Origin of the sequence: Pantoea sp. ICBG 985 (assembly GCF_002928365.1) — a bacterium.
GTDB classification, from domain to species: Bacteria; Pseudomonadota; Gammaproteobacteria; order Enterobacterales; family Enterobacteriaceae; genus Pantoea; species Pantoea dispersa.
The window spans coordinates 228273-243906 of record NZ_POWM01000005.1 but is presented as its reverse complement, the minus strand read 5'-3'; the positions used below and the strand labels follow the sequence as shown (position 1 = coordinate 243906).

Below are 15634 nucleotides of genomic sequence, written 5' to 3'. Positions count from 1 at the left end.
CGTGCGTGCTCATTTTGAGCGCAGTCACCCTATTGCAAATGCAAATAATTATCAATAGTATTATTTATCAACCCTATGTAAACCTCCCCGTACAGACGGCGACTGGCAGCCCCTATGACCTGGCGAAATGATGGAATTGGTAGCGAAGCCTGGTGGCAGGAGCAACAGACTCAGGGCATTCCGCGCATTGAGCCGCAGCAGGATGGCACCTGTCTGGTGACCTTCTTCTGGCGCGATCCGCAAGGCAGTGAAACCACCTCCCACACCCAGCGCGTGTGGATCAACATCACCGGCGTGACCGATCACCACCAGCGGCGCCCGCCGCAATCGCTGATGCGCGTCGCCAGTAGCGATGTCTGGTACTGGCAAACCGTGCTGCCGTCACACTGGCGCGGCAGCTACTGCCTGATGCCGGATCGGCAGGCCAGCGATTTCAGCGGCGAGCCTGACATGCATGCGCTGCGCCAATGGTGGCGCGAAAAATTCCCTGCCGCGCAGGCCGATGCGCTCAATCCGCTGCGCAGCTGGTCCGGCGGACGCGGCATGGGCGTGTCACCGCTGCACCTGCCTGACGCGCCCGACCAGCAGGTGTGGCGTGCGGTGGATGAGGGCCGCGCCCCGGCGCTGACGCTGCAGGAGCAGCAGTGGGACAGCGCGCTGCTCGGCAATCGTCGCCGGGTGTGGCTGTACGCTACAGGCGAGGCGCAGCACGGCCCGCGTCCGCTGGCGATCCTGCTTGATGGTCAGTTCTGGGCGCAGCAGATGCCGATCGCCGGCCCGCTGCAGCAGCTAACCGCCGCCGGCCAACTGCCGCCGGCGGTCTACCTGTTTATCGACATCATCGATCGCGAACACCGCAGCCGCGAGCTGCCGTGCAATCCCCAGTTCTGGCAGGCGGTACAGCAGGAGCTGCTGCCGCAGGTGGCGCGCTGGATGCCGTACGATGCGCAGCCGGCGCGTACGCTGGTCGCCGGACAAAGCTTCGGCGGCCTGGCCGCGGTGTTTGCCGCGCTGCACTTTCCTCACACCTTTGGTAATGCGCTTAGCCTGTCCGGCTCCTTCTGGTGGCCGGAGCGCGGTAACCCGCATGGCTGGCTGCTGCAGGCGCTGGACCATGGCCTGGCACCTCGCCAGCCGCTGCGTTTCTGGCTGGAGGCAGGCCAGCGTGAAGGCCTGATTCTGCAAGCCAATCAACAATTACAACAACAACTTACCGCTGCCGGCTATCAGGTGCATTACCAGCCGGTAGAGGGCGGCCATGACGCGCTGTGCTGGCGCGGTGGTCTGCTCGACGGTCTGCAAGCTTTGTGGCGCAATCCAAATTCATTCATCACGCCAGACGTGAACCGGAGCGACAGTAAATTCTCTGATGAACGACACTATGATTGACCAACAAACTCTGCCGCTGGTGGCAGCGCAGCCTGGCATCTGGATCGCCGACCAGCTCAGCCGCCATCACAACGCCTACGCGGTCGCGCACTTTGTCGAACTGCGCGGCGACATCAACAGTGCGCTGCTGGCGCAGGCCATTGTCGACGGCATGCAGGAAGCCGATACCCTGAATATGGCGTTCGGCGAAATCGACGGCGAGCCGCTGCAGTGGCCGCAGCCGCAGACCTTCAGCCTGCCAGACATCGTTGATCTGCGCGGCGAAGCGGATGCCGCCGCCGTTGCGCGCGCACAGATGCGCGCCGATATGCAGGGCGACCTGCGCGTGCTGAGCGGCGCGCCGCTGTGGCACCATCGCCTGTTCCGCCTCGGCGAGCAGCACTGGTTCTGGTATCAGCGCTATCACCATCTGGTGGTGGATGGCTTCAGCTTTACCGCGCTGACGCGCCGCATCGCCAACCTGTACAGCGCCGCCGTACAGCAGCAGCCGCCTGAGCCGACACCGTTTATTCCGTTCAGCGCCGTGGTTGACGAGTATCAGCGCTATCAGCAATCGGCGTCTTACACCCGTGACGGCGAATTCTGGCGCGAAAAAGGCCGCGCCCTGCCCGCGCCCGCCTCGCTGTCGCCGCTGCCGCTGGCCGGTCAGAGCGCCAGCACCGATCTGCTGCGCCACAGCGTTACGCTGGATCGTCACCGTTTCCACACGCTGACCAGCCAGCATCCACAGCACAGCGCCGCCGATCTGGCCTTTGCGCTGGTAGCGCTGTGGCTGGCTCGCCTCAGCGGGCAAAATGATTTTGCTGCCGGCTTCATCTTCATGCGCCGCATCGGCTCCGCCGCGCTGTGCGCCACCGGTCCGGTGATTAACGTGCTGCCGATGGCGGTGCACTATCAGCCGGGACAAACGCTCGGCGATCTCGCCGCTCAGCTGGCCGCGGAAGTGAAAAAAATGCGCCGCCATCAGCGTTACGATGCTGAACAGGTGCAGCGCGATCTCGGCCGCCTCGGCGATAGCGATCCGCTGTATGGCCCGGTGATCAACCTGAAGATGTTTGACTACCAGCTCGATTTCGCCGGCATTGAAGGCATCACGCATCAGCTGGCCTCCGGCCCGGTGCGCGATCTGGAAATCGCGATTTATCTCAGCGAGCACGGCGATCTGACGCTGGAGCTGCTGGCGAACGCGCAGCGCTATGCTGCCGAGACGCTGCAGCGCCATGCCAGCCGCTTTGCCCTGCTGCTCAGCCAGCTGGCCGCGCAGCCGCAGCGCGCGCTGGGCGAGCTCGATCTGCTGACGCCAGCGGAGCAGCAGCAGATTGCGGCCATCAATCAGACCGCCCATCCGCTGCCGGCGGAAACCCTGGCGTCGCTGCTGGCGCAGCAGGCGCAGCGCACCCCGGACGCACCGGCACTGGCCGATGCGCAGCACCAGCTGAACTATCGCCAGATGCAGCAGCAGGTATTCGCGCTGGCGGCCGATCTCAGCGCGGCCGGCGTGCAGCGGGGCGATATCGTCGCCGTGGCGCTGCCGCGTTCGGTGCAGCTGTCGCTGGCGCTGCAGGCGATTGTGACGCTCGGGGCCGCTTATCTGCCGCTGGATACCGGCTATCCGGACGAGCGGCTCCAGCTGATGCTGGAAGACGCCGCGCCCAAAACGCTGATTACCACTGCCGCGCTCAGTGCCCGCTTCGGCGCCATCGCGCCGGTCAGTCAGCTGCACTTTGACACCCTGTACAATGCCGAACATGCACCGGCCCCGCCCAGCGCGCCGACGCCGCAGGATGGCGCGTACATCATCTATACCTCCGGCTCTACCGGCCGGCCGAAAGGCGTACTGGTCGGCCATCAGGCGATCGTTAATCGCCTGCTGTGGATGCAGGATCGTTATCCGCTGCAGGCGGATGACGTGGTGCTGCAGAAAACGCCGAGCAGCTTTGATGTCTCGGTGTGGGAGTTCTTCTGGCCGCTGCTGGTCGGCGCGCAGCTGGTGATGGCGCCGCCGGATGCACACCGCGATCCGGAAGCCTTACAGCAACTGTTTGCCCGCTACAAAGTCACCACCACGCATTTCGTACCCTCGATGCTGGCGGCCTTTGTCGCGGCGCTCGACCACCCGGCCGCGATAGCCTGCTGCGCCAGCCTGCGCAATGTGTTCTGCAGCGGTGAAGCATTGCCCACCGATCTGTCGCGCAGCTGGGAAACATTGACCCGCGTGCCGCTGCACAATCTGTATGGGCCGACCGAAGCGGCCGTTGATGTCAGCTGGTATCCGGCGTATGGCGCGGCGCTCGCCGCCGTCGATGCCCCGAGCGTACCGATCGGCTTCCCGGTGTGGAACACCGGTCTGCGCATTCTTGATGCGCAAATGCAGCCGGTGCCGCCGGGCGTGGCCGGCGATCTCTATCTTACCGGCATTCAGCTGGCGCACGGCTATCTCAACCGGCCGGAGCTGACCGCCAGCCGCTTTATCGCCGACCCGTACGCCGCTGGCGAGCGCATGTACCTGACCGGCGACGTAGCGCGCTGGCTGGACAACGGTGCGGTGGAGTATCTCGGGCGCAGCGATGACCAGCTGAAGATCCGCGGTCAGCGCATTGAGCTGAACGAAATCGATCATGCGCTGTGCGCCCAGCCCGGCATTGAGCAGGCGGTGACGCATGCGGTGGTGCTGGGCAGTGCGGCGGCACAGGGCGATGCGCGTCAGCTGGTGGGCTACGTGGTTGCGCCTCAGCCGGTGGATGGCGATGCGCTGCGTCAGGCGCTGGCACAGCAGCTACCGGCACACATGGTGCCGGTGGCCATCGTCCAGCTGGAGGCGCTGCCGCTCAGCAGCAACGGCAAACTGGATCGCAAAGCGCTGCCGCTGCCGCAGAGCACCACGCAGCGCCAGGGGCGCGCGCCACTGCCCGGTTTAGAGAGCACGCTGGCCGCAGCGTTCTGCCGCCTGCTGACCTGTGACACGATCGGTGCGCAGGATGATTTCTTTGCGCTCGGTGGCCATTCGCTGCTGGCGATGCGCCTGGCTGCGCAGCTGCGCCGCGAGCTCCAGCTGCCGGTCTCGGTTGGGCAGATCATGATCGCCCCGACGGTTGAAAAACTGGCGACGCTGCTGAGCGATGGACAATCCCATCAGCAGGCAGGCTTTGAAGCGGTGCTGCCGCTGCGTAAAGGCAGCGGACCGACGCTGTTCTGCTTCCACCCGGCGTCCGGCTTCGCCTGGCAGTTCAGCGTGCTGCAGCGTTACCTTGACCCACGCTGGTCACTGGTCGGCATTCAGTCGCCTGATACTCAGGGACCGCTGAATCAGAGCGCGCATCTCGATGAGGTCTGTGAAGCGCATTTGCGTACGCTGCGCGAGGTACAACCGCACGGGCCCTACTATTTCCTCGGCTACTCGCTGGGCGGTACGCTGGCGCAGGGCATTGCTGCCCGGCTGGAAGCGGCGGGTGAAGAGGTCGCCTTCCTTGGCCTGCTCGACACCTGGCCGCCGGAAACGCAGAACTGGGATGAGAAGCGCGGCGAGAATGTGCTGGATCCGGCGGTACTGGAGGAAGTGAATCGCGAGCGCGAACAGTTTATCGCCGCGCAGCGCCATCAGGCCGGTGAAGAGATGCAGGCCATGTTCGATACCATCGAAGCCAACTACGCCAGCTCGGTGCGTCTGCTGGCCACGGCGCGCAGCGCACGCTTCGGCGGCCGCGCTACGCTGTTCCTCGCCGAACAGACGCAGCAGTCAGGCCAGGATGCGCGCCGCGCCTGGGCGCCCTATGTCGGTGAGCTGACGGTGTGGCCGATGGATTGCGCCCACGTCGAGATTATCTCGCCTCGCATGTTTGAGCAGATCGGGCCGCTGTTGCAGCAGTTGCTGGCGTAGCGGTTTTGCCCTCACTCTAACCCTCTCCCGGCGGGAGAGGGAACCGTATGGCAGAAAACGTTTAAACAACAGCCCTTTCTTCCGCCTTAGCGCCCGCGCCCCAGCGGCACAATCATTGGCGTATGCGCCACCGGATCCTCAACAATCACACAGCGTAACCCGTATACCTGCTCAATCAGCGCCGGCGTCACAATCTCGCCAGGCTTGCCCTCGGCAATGATCTTCCCGTGACGCATGGCGATCAGATGGGTGGCGTAGCGGCAGGCGTGATTAAGGTCGTGCAGCACCACCACCAGCGTACGGCCATGCTGCTGATTGAGCGTCTGCATCAGCTCAAGCAACTCAATCTGGTGGGTTATATCCAGCCAGGTGGTGGGCTCATCCAGCAGCAGCAGCGGCGTCTGCTGCGCCAGTACCATGGCAATCCATACGCGCTGACGCTGCCCGCCGGACAGGGTATCGACCGCCTGTTGCGCCAGATCCGCCACGCCGGTGGCCAGCATCGCCTGCTGCACCGCCGCTTCATCCTCTGCGCGCCAGCGGCCAAACAGCGACTGATGCGGATAACGCCCGCGTGCCACCAGTTCGCTCACGCTGATGCCCGCCGGTGCGTTCGAACTCTGCGGCAGCAGGCCAAGACGGCGTGCCACCTCTTTGGTGGGATAACGTGCAATCGCCTCGCCGTCCAGCAGCACGTCGCCTTTCAGCGGTGCCTGCAGGCGGCTGAGAGTGCGCAGCAGGGTCGATTTACCGCAGGCGTTGGGGCCGATAATCACGGTCAGCTCCCCTTGCGGAATCGCCACCGACAGATTTTCCGCCACCACTTTTTTGTCATAACCCAGCGTCAGGCCTTCGCCGTACAGCCGTGAAGGAATATCGATCATTGGCGTCGCGCCTCCCGCATCAGTAACGCAATCAGATAGAGTCCGCCCAGGCTGACGGTAATCACGCCAACCGGCAGTTGATAAGGCAGGAACAGATGCTGCGCGGCATAATCGGCGGCGCACAATAGCAGCGCGCCGCACAGCGCCGCCAGCCACAATGCGCCTTTTTCCCCGCCGCACAGCCGGCGCGCAATCTGCGGCGCCAGCAGCGCCACGAACGAGATCGGGCCCGCCAGCGCGGTGGACGCCGCGGTCAATAGCACGCCCAGCAGCATCAGCCACAGGCGGCTGCGCTCCACCGGCACGCCGAGCGCGCAGGCGGTGTCGTCGCCCATCTCCAGCAGACGCATGCGGCGCGTTAACAGCGCCACCAGCAGCAGCGACAGCAGCAGCACCGTCACCACCGGCGGCGTTTTCGCCCAGGTGATGCCGTTGAGCGAGCCGGCGCTCCACAGCCCGGCGCTAAGCGCCGACTCCAGCGAAGCGCTGATAATCAGCCAGGCATTGAGCGCCATCAGCAGCGCGCGCACGCTAATGCCCACGATGATTAACCGAAACGTTTCCACCCCGTTGCGCCAGGCAAACAGATACACCAGCGCAGCCGTCGCGATACCGCCGATCAGCGCGGCCCCGGTCATCGCGGTAATACTTTGATTGAACAGCACCAGCGCCACCAGCACGCCGCTGTAAGCGCCGGTATTGAAGCCGAGAATATCCGGGCTGCCGAGCGGGTTGCGCAGCAGCGACTGAAAAATTGCCCCGCTGACACCCAGTGCCGCACCGATCAGCAGCGCCATCAGCACGCGCGGCAGCCGCCACTCCACCACAATCAGCTGCACATTAGCCGCTCCCTGCCCGCGCAGCGCCTGCCACACCTGCTCTGCCGTAACCGGCAGCGCACCGCGCGTCAGCGCCAGCCATGTCAGCAGCGCACACGCTAATAGCAGCCAGCCGCCATGCAACCAGGCACGCCGCGTCATAGTCCACCTCGCCCGCGCTGGCGCCGTACCAGCAAAATCAGCATCGGCGCACCAAGGATGGCGGTCACTATTGAGACACGCAGTTCGCCTGCCACCATCATCCGCCCCAGAATATCCGCCGCCAGCAGCAGCGCCGGGGTGATCAGCGCCGTCGCCGGCAGCAGCCAGCGGTGATCGTTGCCCACCAGCCAGCGGGCAAAATGCGGCGTCATCAGGCCGATAAAAGCGATCGGCCCGACGGCGGCGGTCGCCGCGCCGCTCAGTAAGGCAATCGCCAGCAAGCCCAGCAGTTGAGTGCGCACCACGCGCGTGCCCAGCGCCGCCGCCATATCGCCGCCCATGCTCAGGCTGTTCAGCGATTGCGCCAGACCCACCGCCAGCGCCGCACCGGCCAGCACCGCCGGGCTCAGGGTGCGCAACACGCTGAAATCGCGGATATCCAGCGAGCCGCTCTGCCAGAAGCGCAGGTGATCGTAAATGTCCGGATTGAGCAGCGACAGGCCGGAGGTTAAGCCCTCCAGCACCGCCGCCAGCGCCACGCCCGCCAGCGTCAGACGCACCGGATTGACGCGCCCGCCGCCCATCGCGCCAATCACCGTCATCAGCAGCGCTGCCAGCAGCGCGCCGCTGAAGGCCAGCGTCAGCCACTGCAGCGGGGAGTCCGCCCCCAGCAGCGCGATGCCGAGCACGATGGCAAAACCGGCACCGGCGTTCACGCCCAGAATGCCCGGCTCGGCCAGCGGATTACGCGTTAGGCTCTGCATCAGCGCGCCCGCCAGCCCCAGCGCCACGCCCGCCAGCAGCCCGGCCAGCGTGCGCGGCAGGCGCGCATCGCGCACGATGATGCACTCCGCGCTGGAGCAGGAGGCGGTGAGAGCGTGATACACATCGGAAAGCGGTATTGATTTGGCACCCAGCATCAGACTGAGCGCCATGAGGAGCAAAAGCAGAATCCCTGAGCCTGCTAATGCACGGATCTGGCGCATAGCGTTCTAAACCTTCACTGTTCGACGTCGTTGCGGTGCAACGTAATGTGATAATGATATTTGTTATCGTTATTACTCGCGTTTGCCTATGTTACCATGAGTCGCCTCGCGGATGATGAGGAAAATTGGTGCAAAAAGGCGAAACAATGAACAAACCCTCTCACTTTATCGATCTCTCACTGCTGAAAACCCACGCGGCGTTTCGCGCGGTATTTATTGCGCGTTTTATCTCGATTGTGGCGCTCGGCATGCTGGCCGTTGCCGTACCGGTGCAGATTCAGCAGATGACCCATTCCCCGCTGCTGGTGGGCCTCGCCGTCACACTGTCCGCTGCCGGCATGTTTACTGGCCTGCTGACCGGCGGCGTGCTCGCCGATCGCTATGAGCGTAAGAAGTTGATCCTGTTTGCCCGCACCACCTGCGGACTGGGCTTTGTCGCGCTGGCGATAAATGCCGCGCTGCCCGCGCCTTCGCTGCTGGCGGTCTATCTGCTGGGCTTGTGGGACGGCTTTTTTGGTGCGATTGGCGTCACGGCGCTGCTGGCCGCTACGCCAGCGCTGGTGGGGCGCGAAAACATCATGCAGGCCGGTGCCATTACCATGCTGACGGTGCGCTTCGGCTCGATTTTATCGCCGGCAATTGCTGGTGTGGTGATCGCGCACGGCGGCGTGCTGTGGAATTACGGACTGACCGCCTTCGGCACGCTGCTGACGGTACTGACGCTGCTAAAGCTGCCTGCGCTGCCCCCGCCTCCGCAGCCGCGCGAGCATCCGTTGCGGGCGCTGGCAACCGGCGTGCAATTCCTGTTCGCCAGCCCGCTGGTCGGCATGGTGGCGCTGACCGGTGCGCTGGTAACGCTGGCCAGCGCCATCCGCGTGCTGTACCCGGCGCTGGCACCGCACTGGTCAGTCAGCGCCGACCAGCTCGGTATGCTGTACGCCGCCGTGCCGCTCGGTGCCGCCGTGGGTGCATTTACCAGCGGCAGGCTGAAACAGGCGGCGCGCCCTGGGCGGCTGGTGCTGGGCAGTGCCGTGGCCGGTTTCGTCGCCCTGGGCCTGTTCAGCCTGATGCCGACGCTGTGGCTGGCGCTGCTGTGTCTGGCGGGCTTCGGCTATTTCAGTGCCATCAACAGCCTGGTGCAATACGCGATGATTCAGCTGCTGACGCCGGATCATCTGCTGGGCCGCATCAACAGCCTGTGGACGGCGCAGAACGTGTGCGGCGATGCCCTCGGCGCCGCGCTGATTGGTGCCCTCGGTTCGTGGCTGCTGCCGGCGCAGGCTGCCGCGGCGTTTGGCTGTGCCGCGACACTGCTTGGCGTCATGATGTGGCTGATGATGAAAGGATTACGGCGCTATCAGGCGCCCGCGCCGGTGCTGGCGCAGCAAACATCATGATTTGACGAACAGCTGATGCAGACGCGTCAGCAGATTGCTGGCGCTGTAGTAATCCAGGCGGAAGGTGTCAATACCCATCGCATAGACCTGCTTATCGCGCACCGCCGCGTTTTGTGCCAGGAACGGGTTGCTCAGCACTGACTGCGCGGTTTTGTCATCGCCGGCAAACAGCAGGAAGCTGTGGCCGGTCAGGCTGGCGGCGAGATTCTCGCCCGAGAGCTGAATAATGTCTTTGCGCTGGCCCATGCTGTGCCCCTGTTGCGTGTCAGCCGGCGGCTGCGCCAGGGAAAAACCGAGCTGCTGCAACAGTTTGCCCTGCGCCGATGCGGCGGTCCACAGATTAACCGCCCGGCCATCACCGTTCCATACCATCGCGGAGACCGGCTGCGGTGGCAGCGTAATGGCCTGCTTCAGCGCCGCTTCGCGATCGTCGAACTCTTTTACGCGCTGCGCCGCCTGTGCTTCATGGCCGGTGGCCTGCCCCAGCAGCGTAACCACATCCTGCCAGCTCTTATCGTCGTAGTTGACCACCAGCGTGGGTGCAATGGCGGACAGCTGACTGACCAGCTTCAGGGCGGAGTCATTACCGGTGGCGCTGACGATGATCAGATCCGGGGCTTGCGCCGCAATCGCCTCGGCGTTCGGCTCACCAATGTACAGCCGCTTAACGTGGCGCTGCTTTGCCACCTCGCCCCACTGACGGAAGAAGCCCTGATCGTCGGCCAGGCGGCTTTTCGGTGCGGTCGCGCCTGAGGCGATGACCGGCGCGTCAATCGCCAGCAGCGAGCCGGTCAGCGTGACGCTGGTGGAGACAATGCGCTGCGGTGCCTGGTTAAGCGTTACCGTTCCGGTCGCGCCCTGTACGCTGCGCGGCCATCCCTGGTCGGCCCGCGCTGTCCATGACAGTGACTGGAAAATGAACAACAGGACAGCCATGCCCCATAAACCGCATTTATTCATAAGTTTTGATCCACCTTTTAGCTTAATGCCTGGCCCGGCGTCAGCCGCCGCTTACGTCTGACAGCACGGTAAATCCCGCGAATGGATTGACTCTTTGCCCCTTTCGACGTAGGTTACAGAGCCATAATAAAAATGATAATCATTCTTAATAATCTTATCATTTATAGGTGAAAATTATGGTGGAAAGCTCCACGTTTGAAAATGCCTGGCTGAAGGATTTTTCCGCGCTGTGCCGCGGTTTCCTTTTCACCTCGCCATGGCGCAGCCTGGCCACCCAGGGCTGCTATACCACGATCAACACGCCGGTGGGCGATGCCGCGCTGCTGCAGGGCGACTTTCAACAGCAGCTGCGCCAGCACTTTGCCGCGGCGAAAAAGCAGGGGATCGCCAATCCGCTGCTGGTGGGCGCGATTCCGTTTGACGTCAGCCAGCCAGCGTCGCTGTTCATACCCGAATCCTGGCAGAGCTTTAATCGCGCCGACCTGCAACAGGCGCTGCCGGCGCAGCAGAGCGATCTGCCGGCAGTGCGGCGGCGGACGGCAGTGCCAGACCACGCGATATTTACCCGCATGGTGGCCGACGCCGTTGCCACCATCCAGCGCGGCGATCCGGACAAAGTGGTTCTGTCGCGCCTGATGGATATCGTCACCGAGCAGCCGGTGGATACCGCCGCGCTGATGCAGCGCGTGATCGCGCAAAATCCCAATAGCTACCATTTCCATCTGCCGCTGGCGGAAGGCGGCGCACTGGTGGGTGCCAGCCCGGAACTGATGCTGCGCAAACAGGGGCGCGATTTCTCCTCCTGCCCGCTGGCCGGCTCGGCGCGCCGCCATCATGACGACGTCAGCGCCGATCGCGCGGCAGGTAACACCCTGATGGCGTCAGCCAAAGATCGCCACGAACATCAGCTGGTGACCGACGCGATGCGCAGCACGCTGCAGCCGCGTAGCCGCCTGCTGTCAGTGCCTACCGTGCCGTCGCTGATCACCACCGCCACGCTGTGGCATCTGGCGACGCAAATCGATGGCGAAGTGCAGGATGAGCGCGAAAACGCGCTGTCGCTGGCGGCGCTGCTGCACCCAACCCCGGCCCTGAGCGGCTTCCCGCACGCCCGCGCGCAGCAGCTGATTCAGCAGCTCGAACCCTTTGATCGCCAGCTGTTTGGCGGCATCGTCGGCTGGTGCGACAGCGAAGGCAACGGCGAATGGGTGGTAACCATTCGCTGCGGGACGGTAAACGGCACGCGCGTGCGGCTGTTTGCCGGCGCGGGCATCGTCGCCGACTCACAACCGGAATCAGAATGGCGTGAAACGGGTGTGAAGCTGGACACCATGTTGCGCGCTTTTGGACTGCAATAAAGGAACAAGCATGAGCATTCCCTTCAGCCGCTGGCCGGCACATCTGGCCGCGCGCTATCGCGAGAAAGGCTACTGGATCGACGTGCCGCTGACCGACATCATCGACCGCCATCGCGAAAACGACGCTATCGCCGTGATCGACGGCCCTGTGCAGCTCAGCTACCGCCAGCTGGCGCAGCGCAGTGATAATCTGGCGGCGGCGCTGCAGCGGCGCGGTTTACAGCGCGGTGACACGGCGCTGGTGCAGCTCGGCAACGTGGCGGACTTTTACGTTACGCTGTTTGCCCTGTTTAAGCTGGGCGTGGTCCCGGTGTACGCGCTGTTCAGCCATCAGCGCACTGAACTGCTGGCCTATGCGCAGCAGATTGCACCGAAACTGCTGATCGCCGATCGCCAGCACGCGCTGTTTGCCAGCGACGACTTCATCGCCACGCTGTGCGAGGCGCAGCCCACACTGCAGCAGGTGATCCTGCGTAACGACGTGCAGGCGGAAAATACGCTGGCGTCGCTGCAGGATGAAGCGGCTGGCGATTTTATCGCGACACCGACGGCCGCCGATGAAGTGGCGTTTTTCCAGCTCTCCGGCGGCAGCACCGGCACGCCGAAGCTGATTCCGCGCACCCACAACGACTACTACTACAGCGTCCGCGCCAGCGACGAGATTTGTCACATCAACGCCGACACGCGCTATCTGATCGCCCTGCCCGCGCCGCATAACTTCGCCATGAGTTCCCCCGGTTCGCTCGGGGTGTTCTATGCCGGTGGCCAGGTGATTCTCGCCGCGGATCCCAGCGCCACGCTCTGCTTCCCGCTGATTGAGCAGCACCAGGTGACCGATACCGGACTGGTGCCGCCGGCGGTCAGCCTGTGGTTGCAGGCAATTCAGGAGTGGGGCAGCAACACAGCGCTGGCCTCGCTGCAGCGCATTCAGGTGGGCGGAGCCAAACTGGGCGAAACGCTGGCCGCACGCATTCAGCGTGAAATCGGCTGCCAGCTGCAGCAGGTGTTTGGCATGGCGGAAGGGCTGGTTAACTACACGCGCTTCGGCGATGACGAGCAAACCATTCTGACTACCCAGGGGCGGCCGATTTCGGAAGATGACGAAGTGTGGGTGGCCGACGAGAACGGCAATCCGCTGCCGCCAGGCCAGGTGGGTCGCCTGATGACGCGCGGCCCTTACACCTTCCGGGGCTACTACAACAGCCCGGAGCACAATGCCGCCAGCTTCGACGCTGACGGTTTTTACTGCTCAGGCGATCTGATTGAGATCAACGCTCAGGGTTACATCACCGTACAGGGACGCGAAAAGGATCAGATCAACCGCGGCGGCGAGAAGATCGCCGCAGAAGAGATCGAAAACTTGCTGCTGCGCCATCCGGATGTAATCCACGCCGCGCTGGTGTCCATGCATGACGAGCTGATGGGTGAAAAGAGCTGTGCCTTCATTGTGGCGCGCCAGCCGGTAAAACCGGTCGCGCTGCGCCGCCATCTGCGCGAGCTGGGCATTGCCGAATTCAAACTTCCCGACCGCATTACCTGCGTCGACGACCTGCCGCTTACCCCGGTAGGCAAAGTGGATAAAAAACGTTTACGCCAACAGCTTGCTGAGCAGACGCAAGCCTGATTTTTTCCGGAGATTGTAATGGCTATTCCAAAACTGACGTCTTATGCGCTGCCCGCCGCCACTGAGCTGCCGGCTAACAAAGTACAATGGGCGCTGGAGCCGCAGCGCGCGGCGCTGCTGATTCACGATATGCAGGCCTATTTCCTCAACTTCTGGGGCGAAGACAGCCCGCTGGTGAATCAGGTGGTGGAGAACATTGCCCGCCTGCGCGCTTACTGCAAAGCGCAGGGCATTCCGGTGTTCTATACCGCCCAGCCCAACCAGCAAAGCGATGAGGATCGCGCGCTGCTGAATGATATGTGGGGACCGGGGCTGAACAAACATCCGGATCAGCAGAAGATCGTCGACGCGCTGGCGCCGGATCAGGACGATCAGGTGCTGACTAAATGGCGCTACAGCGCGTTTGTGCGCTCGCCGCTGGAATCTATCCTGCAGGAGATGGGCCGCGATCAGCTGATCATTACTGGCGTGTATGCCCACATCGGCTGCCTGACCACCGCCACCGACGCCTTCATGCGTAACATCCAGCCGTTTATGGTGGCCGATGCGCTGGCCGACTTCTCGCGCGACGAGCATATGATGGCGCTGACCTACACCGCAGGCCGCAGTGGCAAAGTGGTGATGACCGCCGACCTGATGCCGCTGCCACAGAGCAAGGACGCGCTGCGCGCGCTGATTCTGCCGCTACTGGAAGATGATGACGTGCCGGAAGATGATGAAAACCTGATCGATTATGGGCTGGATTCGGTGCGCGTGATGGCGCTGGCGGCGCGCTGGCGTCAGGTGCACAGCGATATCGACTTCATCAGTCTGGCGAAAAACCCCAGCATAGATGGCTGGTGGGCGCTGCTGTCACGGGTGCCAGCCCAATGAGCGCCTGTTTTGATTTCAGCGGAAAAATTGTCTGGGTGACCGGTGCCGGTAAAGGCATCGGCTATCACACCGCGCTGGCGTTCCATCAGGCCGGTGCGCAGGTGACCGGTTTTGATTTGCACTTTGGCCAGGATGACTATCCGTTTGCCACCTGCCAGCTGGATGTCGCCGACAGTGCTGCGGTGCGCGATTGCTGTCAGTCACTGCTGGCCAGCCAGCCGCGGCTGGATATCCTGGTGAACGGCGCGGGCATTCTGCGCATCGGCAGCACCGATGCGCTGTCTTTCGCCGACTGGCAGGCGTGCCTCGCCGTCAACGCCGGCGGCGCGTTTAACCTGTTCCAGCAGACGCTACCGGTCTTCCGCCAGCAGCGCGCTGGCGCGATTGTCACCATCGCCTCTAACGCCGCGCACGCCCCGCGCCTCGGCATGTCAGCCTATGGCGCCTCCAAAGCAGCGCTACGCAGCCTGTGCCAGACGGTTGGGCTGGAGATGGCACCGTATGGCGTGCGCTGCAATATTGTCTCACCGGGATCAACCGATACCGATATGCAGCGCAGCCTGTGGCATACGCCGGAAGCCGAGCAGGAGATGATCAACGGTTTCCCGGATCAGTACAAACTGGGGATCCCGCTGCGTAAGATCGCCCAGCCGCAGGAGATCGTGAACAATATCCTGTTCCTGGCCTCGGATCTTGCCAGCCACGTGGTGCTGCAGGATATTGTGGTAGACGGTGGCGCAACGCTGGGAGCCTGAGGCATGGCAATCTGGAAACGTACGGTGGATCTCGCCACGCTGAATCAGCTGGGCGATAACTCGCTGGTGGCGCATCTGGGCATCGTGTTTACCGCGATCGGTGACGATTATCTGGAGGCCACCATGCCGGTAGACAACCGCACGCAGCAGCCGTTTGGCCTGCTGCACGGCGGCGCGTCGGTGGTGCTGGCGGAGTCGATGGGGTCCATTGCCGGTTACCTGAGCGTGGAAGAAGGTAAAAGCGTGGTGGGCATTGAGGTGAGCGCCAGCCATCATCGGGCGGTGAGCAGCGGCGAGGTGCGCGGTGTTTGTCGTCCGCTGCATCTGGGGGCGCGCAATCAGAGCTGGCAGATTGAGATACGCAATAGTCGCGATCAGCTGTGTTGCAGTTCGCGGCTGACGGTGGCGGTGCTGGGGTAGGTTTGGTTCCGCTGCGGCCTGATGCCCTCACCCTGCCCTCTCCCACGGGGAGAGGGAATGATGGTGCGGCCTGGTGCTCTCTCCCGCGGGGAGAAGGAATGATTGTACGGGCTGGTGCTCTGCGCTAAACA

12 protein-coding genes are annotated in these 15634 nt (G+C 63.5%); 8 read left to right on the top strand and 4 right to left on the bottom strand.

Annotated features, from left to right (window positions below):
• Positions 1–114: 114 nt before the first annotated feature.
• A complete protein-coding gene (gene fes / locus C1Y42_RS16415; RefSeq protein WP_104093958.1) occupies positions 115–1389 on the top strand; it encodes an enterochelin esterase in 1275 nt (424 codons plus the stop codon).
• A complete protein-coding gene (locus C1Y42_RS16410; RefSeq protein ID WP_233210729.1) occupies positions 1382–5266 on the top strand; it encodes an enterobactin synthase subunit F in 3885 nt (1294 codons plus the stop codon). Before fes ends, C1Y42_RS16410 begins: the two co-directional genes overlap by 8 nt.
• Before the next feature lie 86 nt (positions 5267–5352).
• On the opposite strand, the gene C1Y42_RS16405 is transcribed toward C1Y42_RS16410, so the two are convergent.
• The 3 genes from C1Y42_RS16405 to fepD are packed head-to-tail and all read right to left on the bottom strand — an operon-like array spanning position 5353 to position 8116.
• Positions 5353–6150: an ATP-binding cassette domain-containing protein gene (locus tag C1Y42_RS16405; protein ID WP_058780378.1), complete on the bottom strand. Its 798-nt coding sequence runs from the start codon at positions 6148–6150 to the stop codon at positions 5353–5355.
• On the bottom strand, positions 6147–7130 hold the full coding sequence (fepG, locus tag C1Y42_RS16400) for an iron-enterobactin ABC transporter permease (protein WP_104093956.1): 984 nt from the start codon (positions 7128–7130) through the stop codon (positions 6147–6149). Before fepG ends, C1Y42_RS16405 begins: the two co-directional genes overlap by 4 nt.
• Positions 7127–8116 (bottom strand): Fe(3+)-siderophore ABC transporter permease, encoded by a 990-nt coding sequence (gene fepD, locus C1Y42_RS16395; protein WP_104093955.1) that lies wholly within the window; start codon positions 8114–8116, stop codon positions 7127–7129. Before fepD ends, fepG begins: the two co-directional genes overlap by 4 nt.
• 146 nt (positions 8117–8262) lie before the next feature.
• Here fepD and entS point away from each other — a divergent pair, with 146 nt between their 5' ends.
• Complete coding sequence (gene entS / locus C1Y42_RS16390; RefSeq protein WP_058770690.1) at positions 8263–9513, top strand: enterobactin transporter EntS; 1251 nt, start codon at positions 8263–8265, stop codon at positions 9511–9513.
• On the opposite strand, the gene fepB is transcribed toward entS, so the two are convergent.
• Positions 9508–10473 carry a Fe2+-enterobactin ABC transporter substrate-binding protein gene (gene fepB / locus C1Y42_RS16385; protein WP_104093954.1) on the bottom strand — a complete coding sequence of 322 codons (966 nt, stop codon included), beginning with the start codon at positions 10471–10473 and terminating at the stop codon, positions 9508–9510. The two genes, entS and fepB, sit on opposite strands and share 6 nt — an antisense overlap.
• 179 nt (positions 10474–10652) lie before the next feature.
• Between fepB and C1Y42_RS16380 the strand changes: the two genes are divergently transcribed.
• Genes C1Y42_RS16380 through C1Y42_RS16360 form a run of 5 tightly spaced genes read left to right on the top strand, consistent with a single transcriptional unit; the run spans position 10653 to position 15503 of the window.
• Complete coding sequence (locus C1Y42_RS16380; RefSeq protein WP_370445713.1) at positions 10653–11831, top strand: isochorismate synthase; 1179 nt, start codon at positions 10653–10655, stop codon at positions 11829–11831.
• 10 nt (positions 11832–11841) lie between these two features.
• On the top strand, positions 11842–13455 hold the full coding sequence (locus C1Y42_RS16375; protein ID WP_104093953.1) for a (2,3-dihydroxybenzoyl)adenylate synthase: 1614 nt from the start codon (positions 11842–11844) through the stop codon (positions 13453–13455).
• An 18-nt stretch (positions 13456–13473) separates the two neighbouring features.
• A complete protein-coding gene (locus tag C1Y42_RS16370) occupies positions 13474–14328 on the top strand; it encodes an isochorismatase family protein (RefSeq protein WP_021507724.1) in 855 nt (284 codons plus the stop codon).
• Entirely contained in the window at positions 14325–15083 is a 759-nt protein-coding gene (dhbA, locus tag C1Y42_RS16365) for a 2,3-dihydro-2,3-dihydroxybenzoate dehydrogenase (protein ID WP_058759589.1), read from the top strand. Before C1Y42_RS16370 ends, dhbA begins: the two co-directional genes overlap by 4 nt.
• Before the next feature lie 3 nt (positions 15084–15086).
• Positions 15087–15503: a hotdog fold thioesterase gene (locus C1Y42_RS16360; RefSeq protein ID WP_058774892.1), complete on the top strand. Its 417-nt coding sequence runs from the start codon at positions 15087–15089 to the stop codon at positions 15501–15503.
• Positions 15504–15634: the final 131 nt, after the last annotated feature.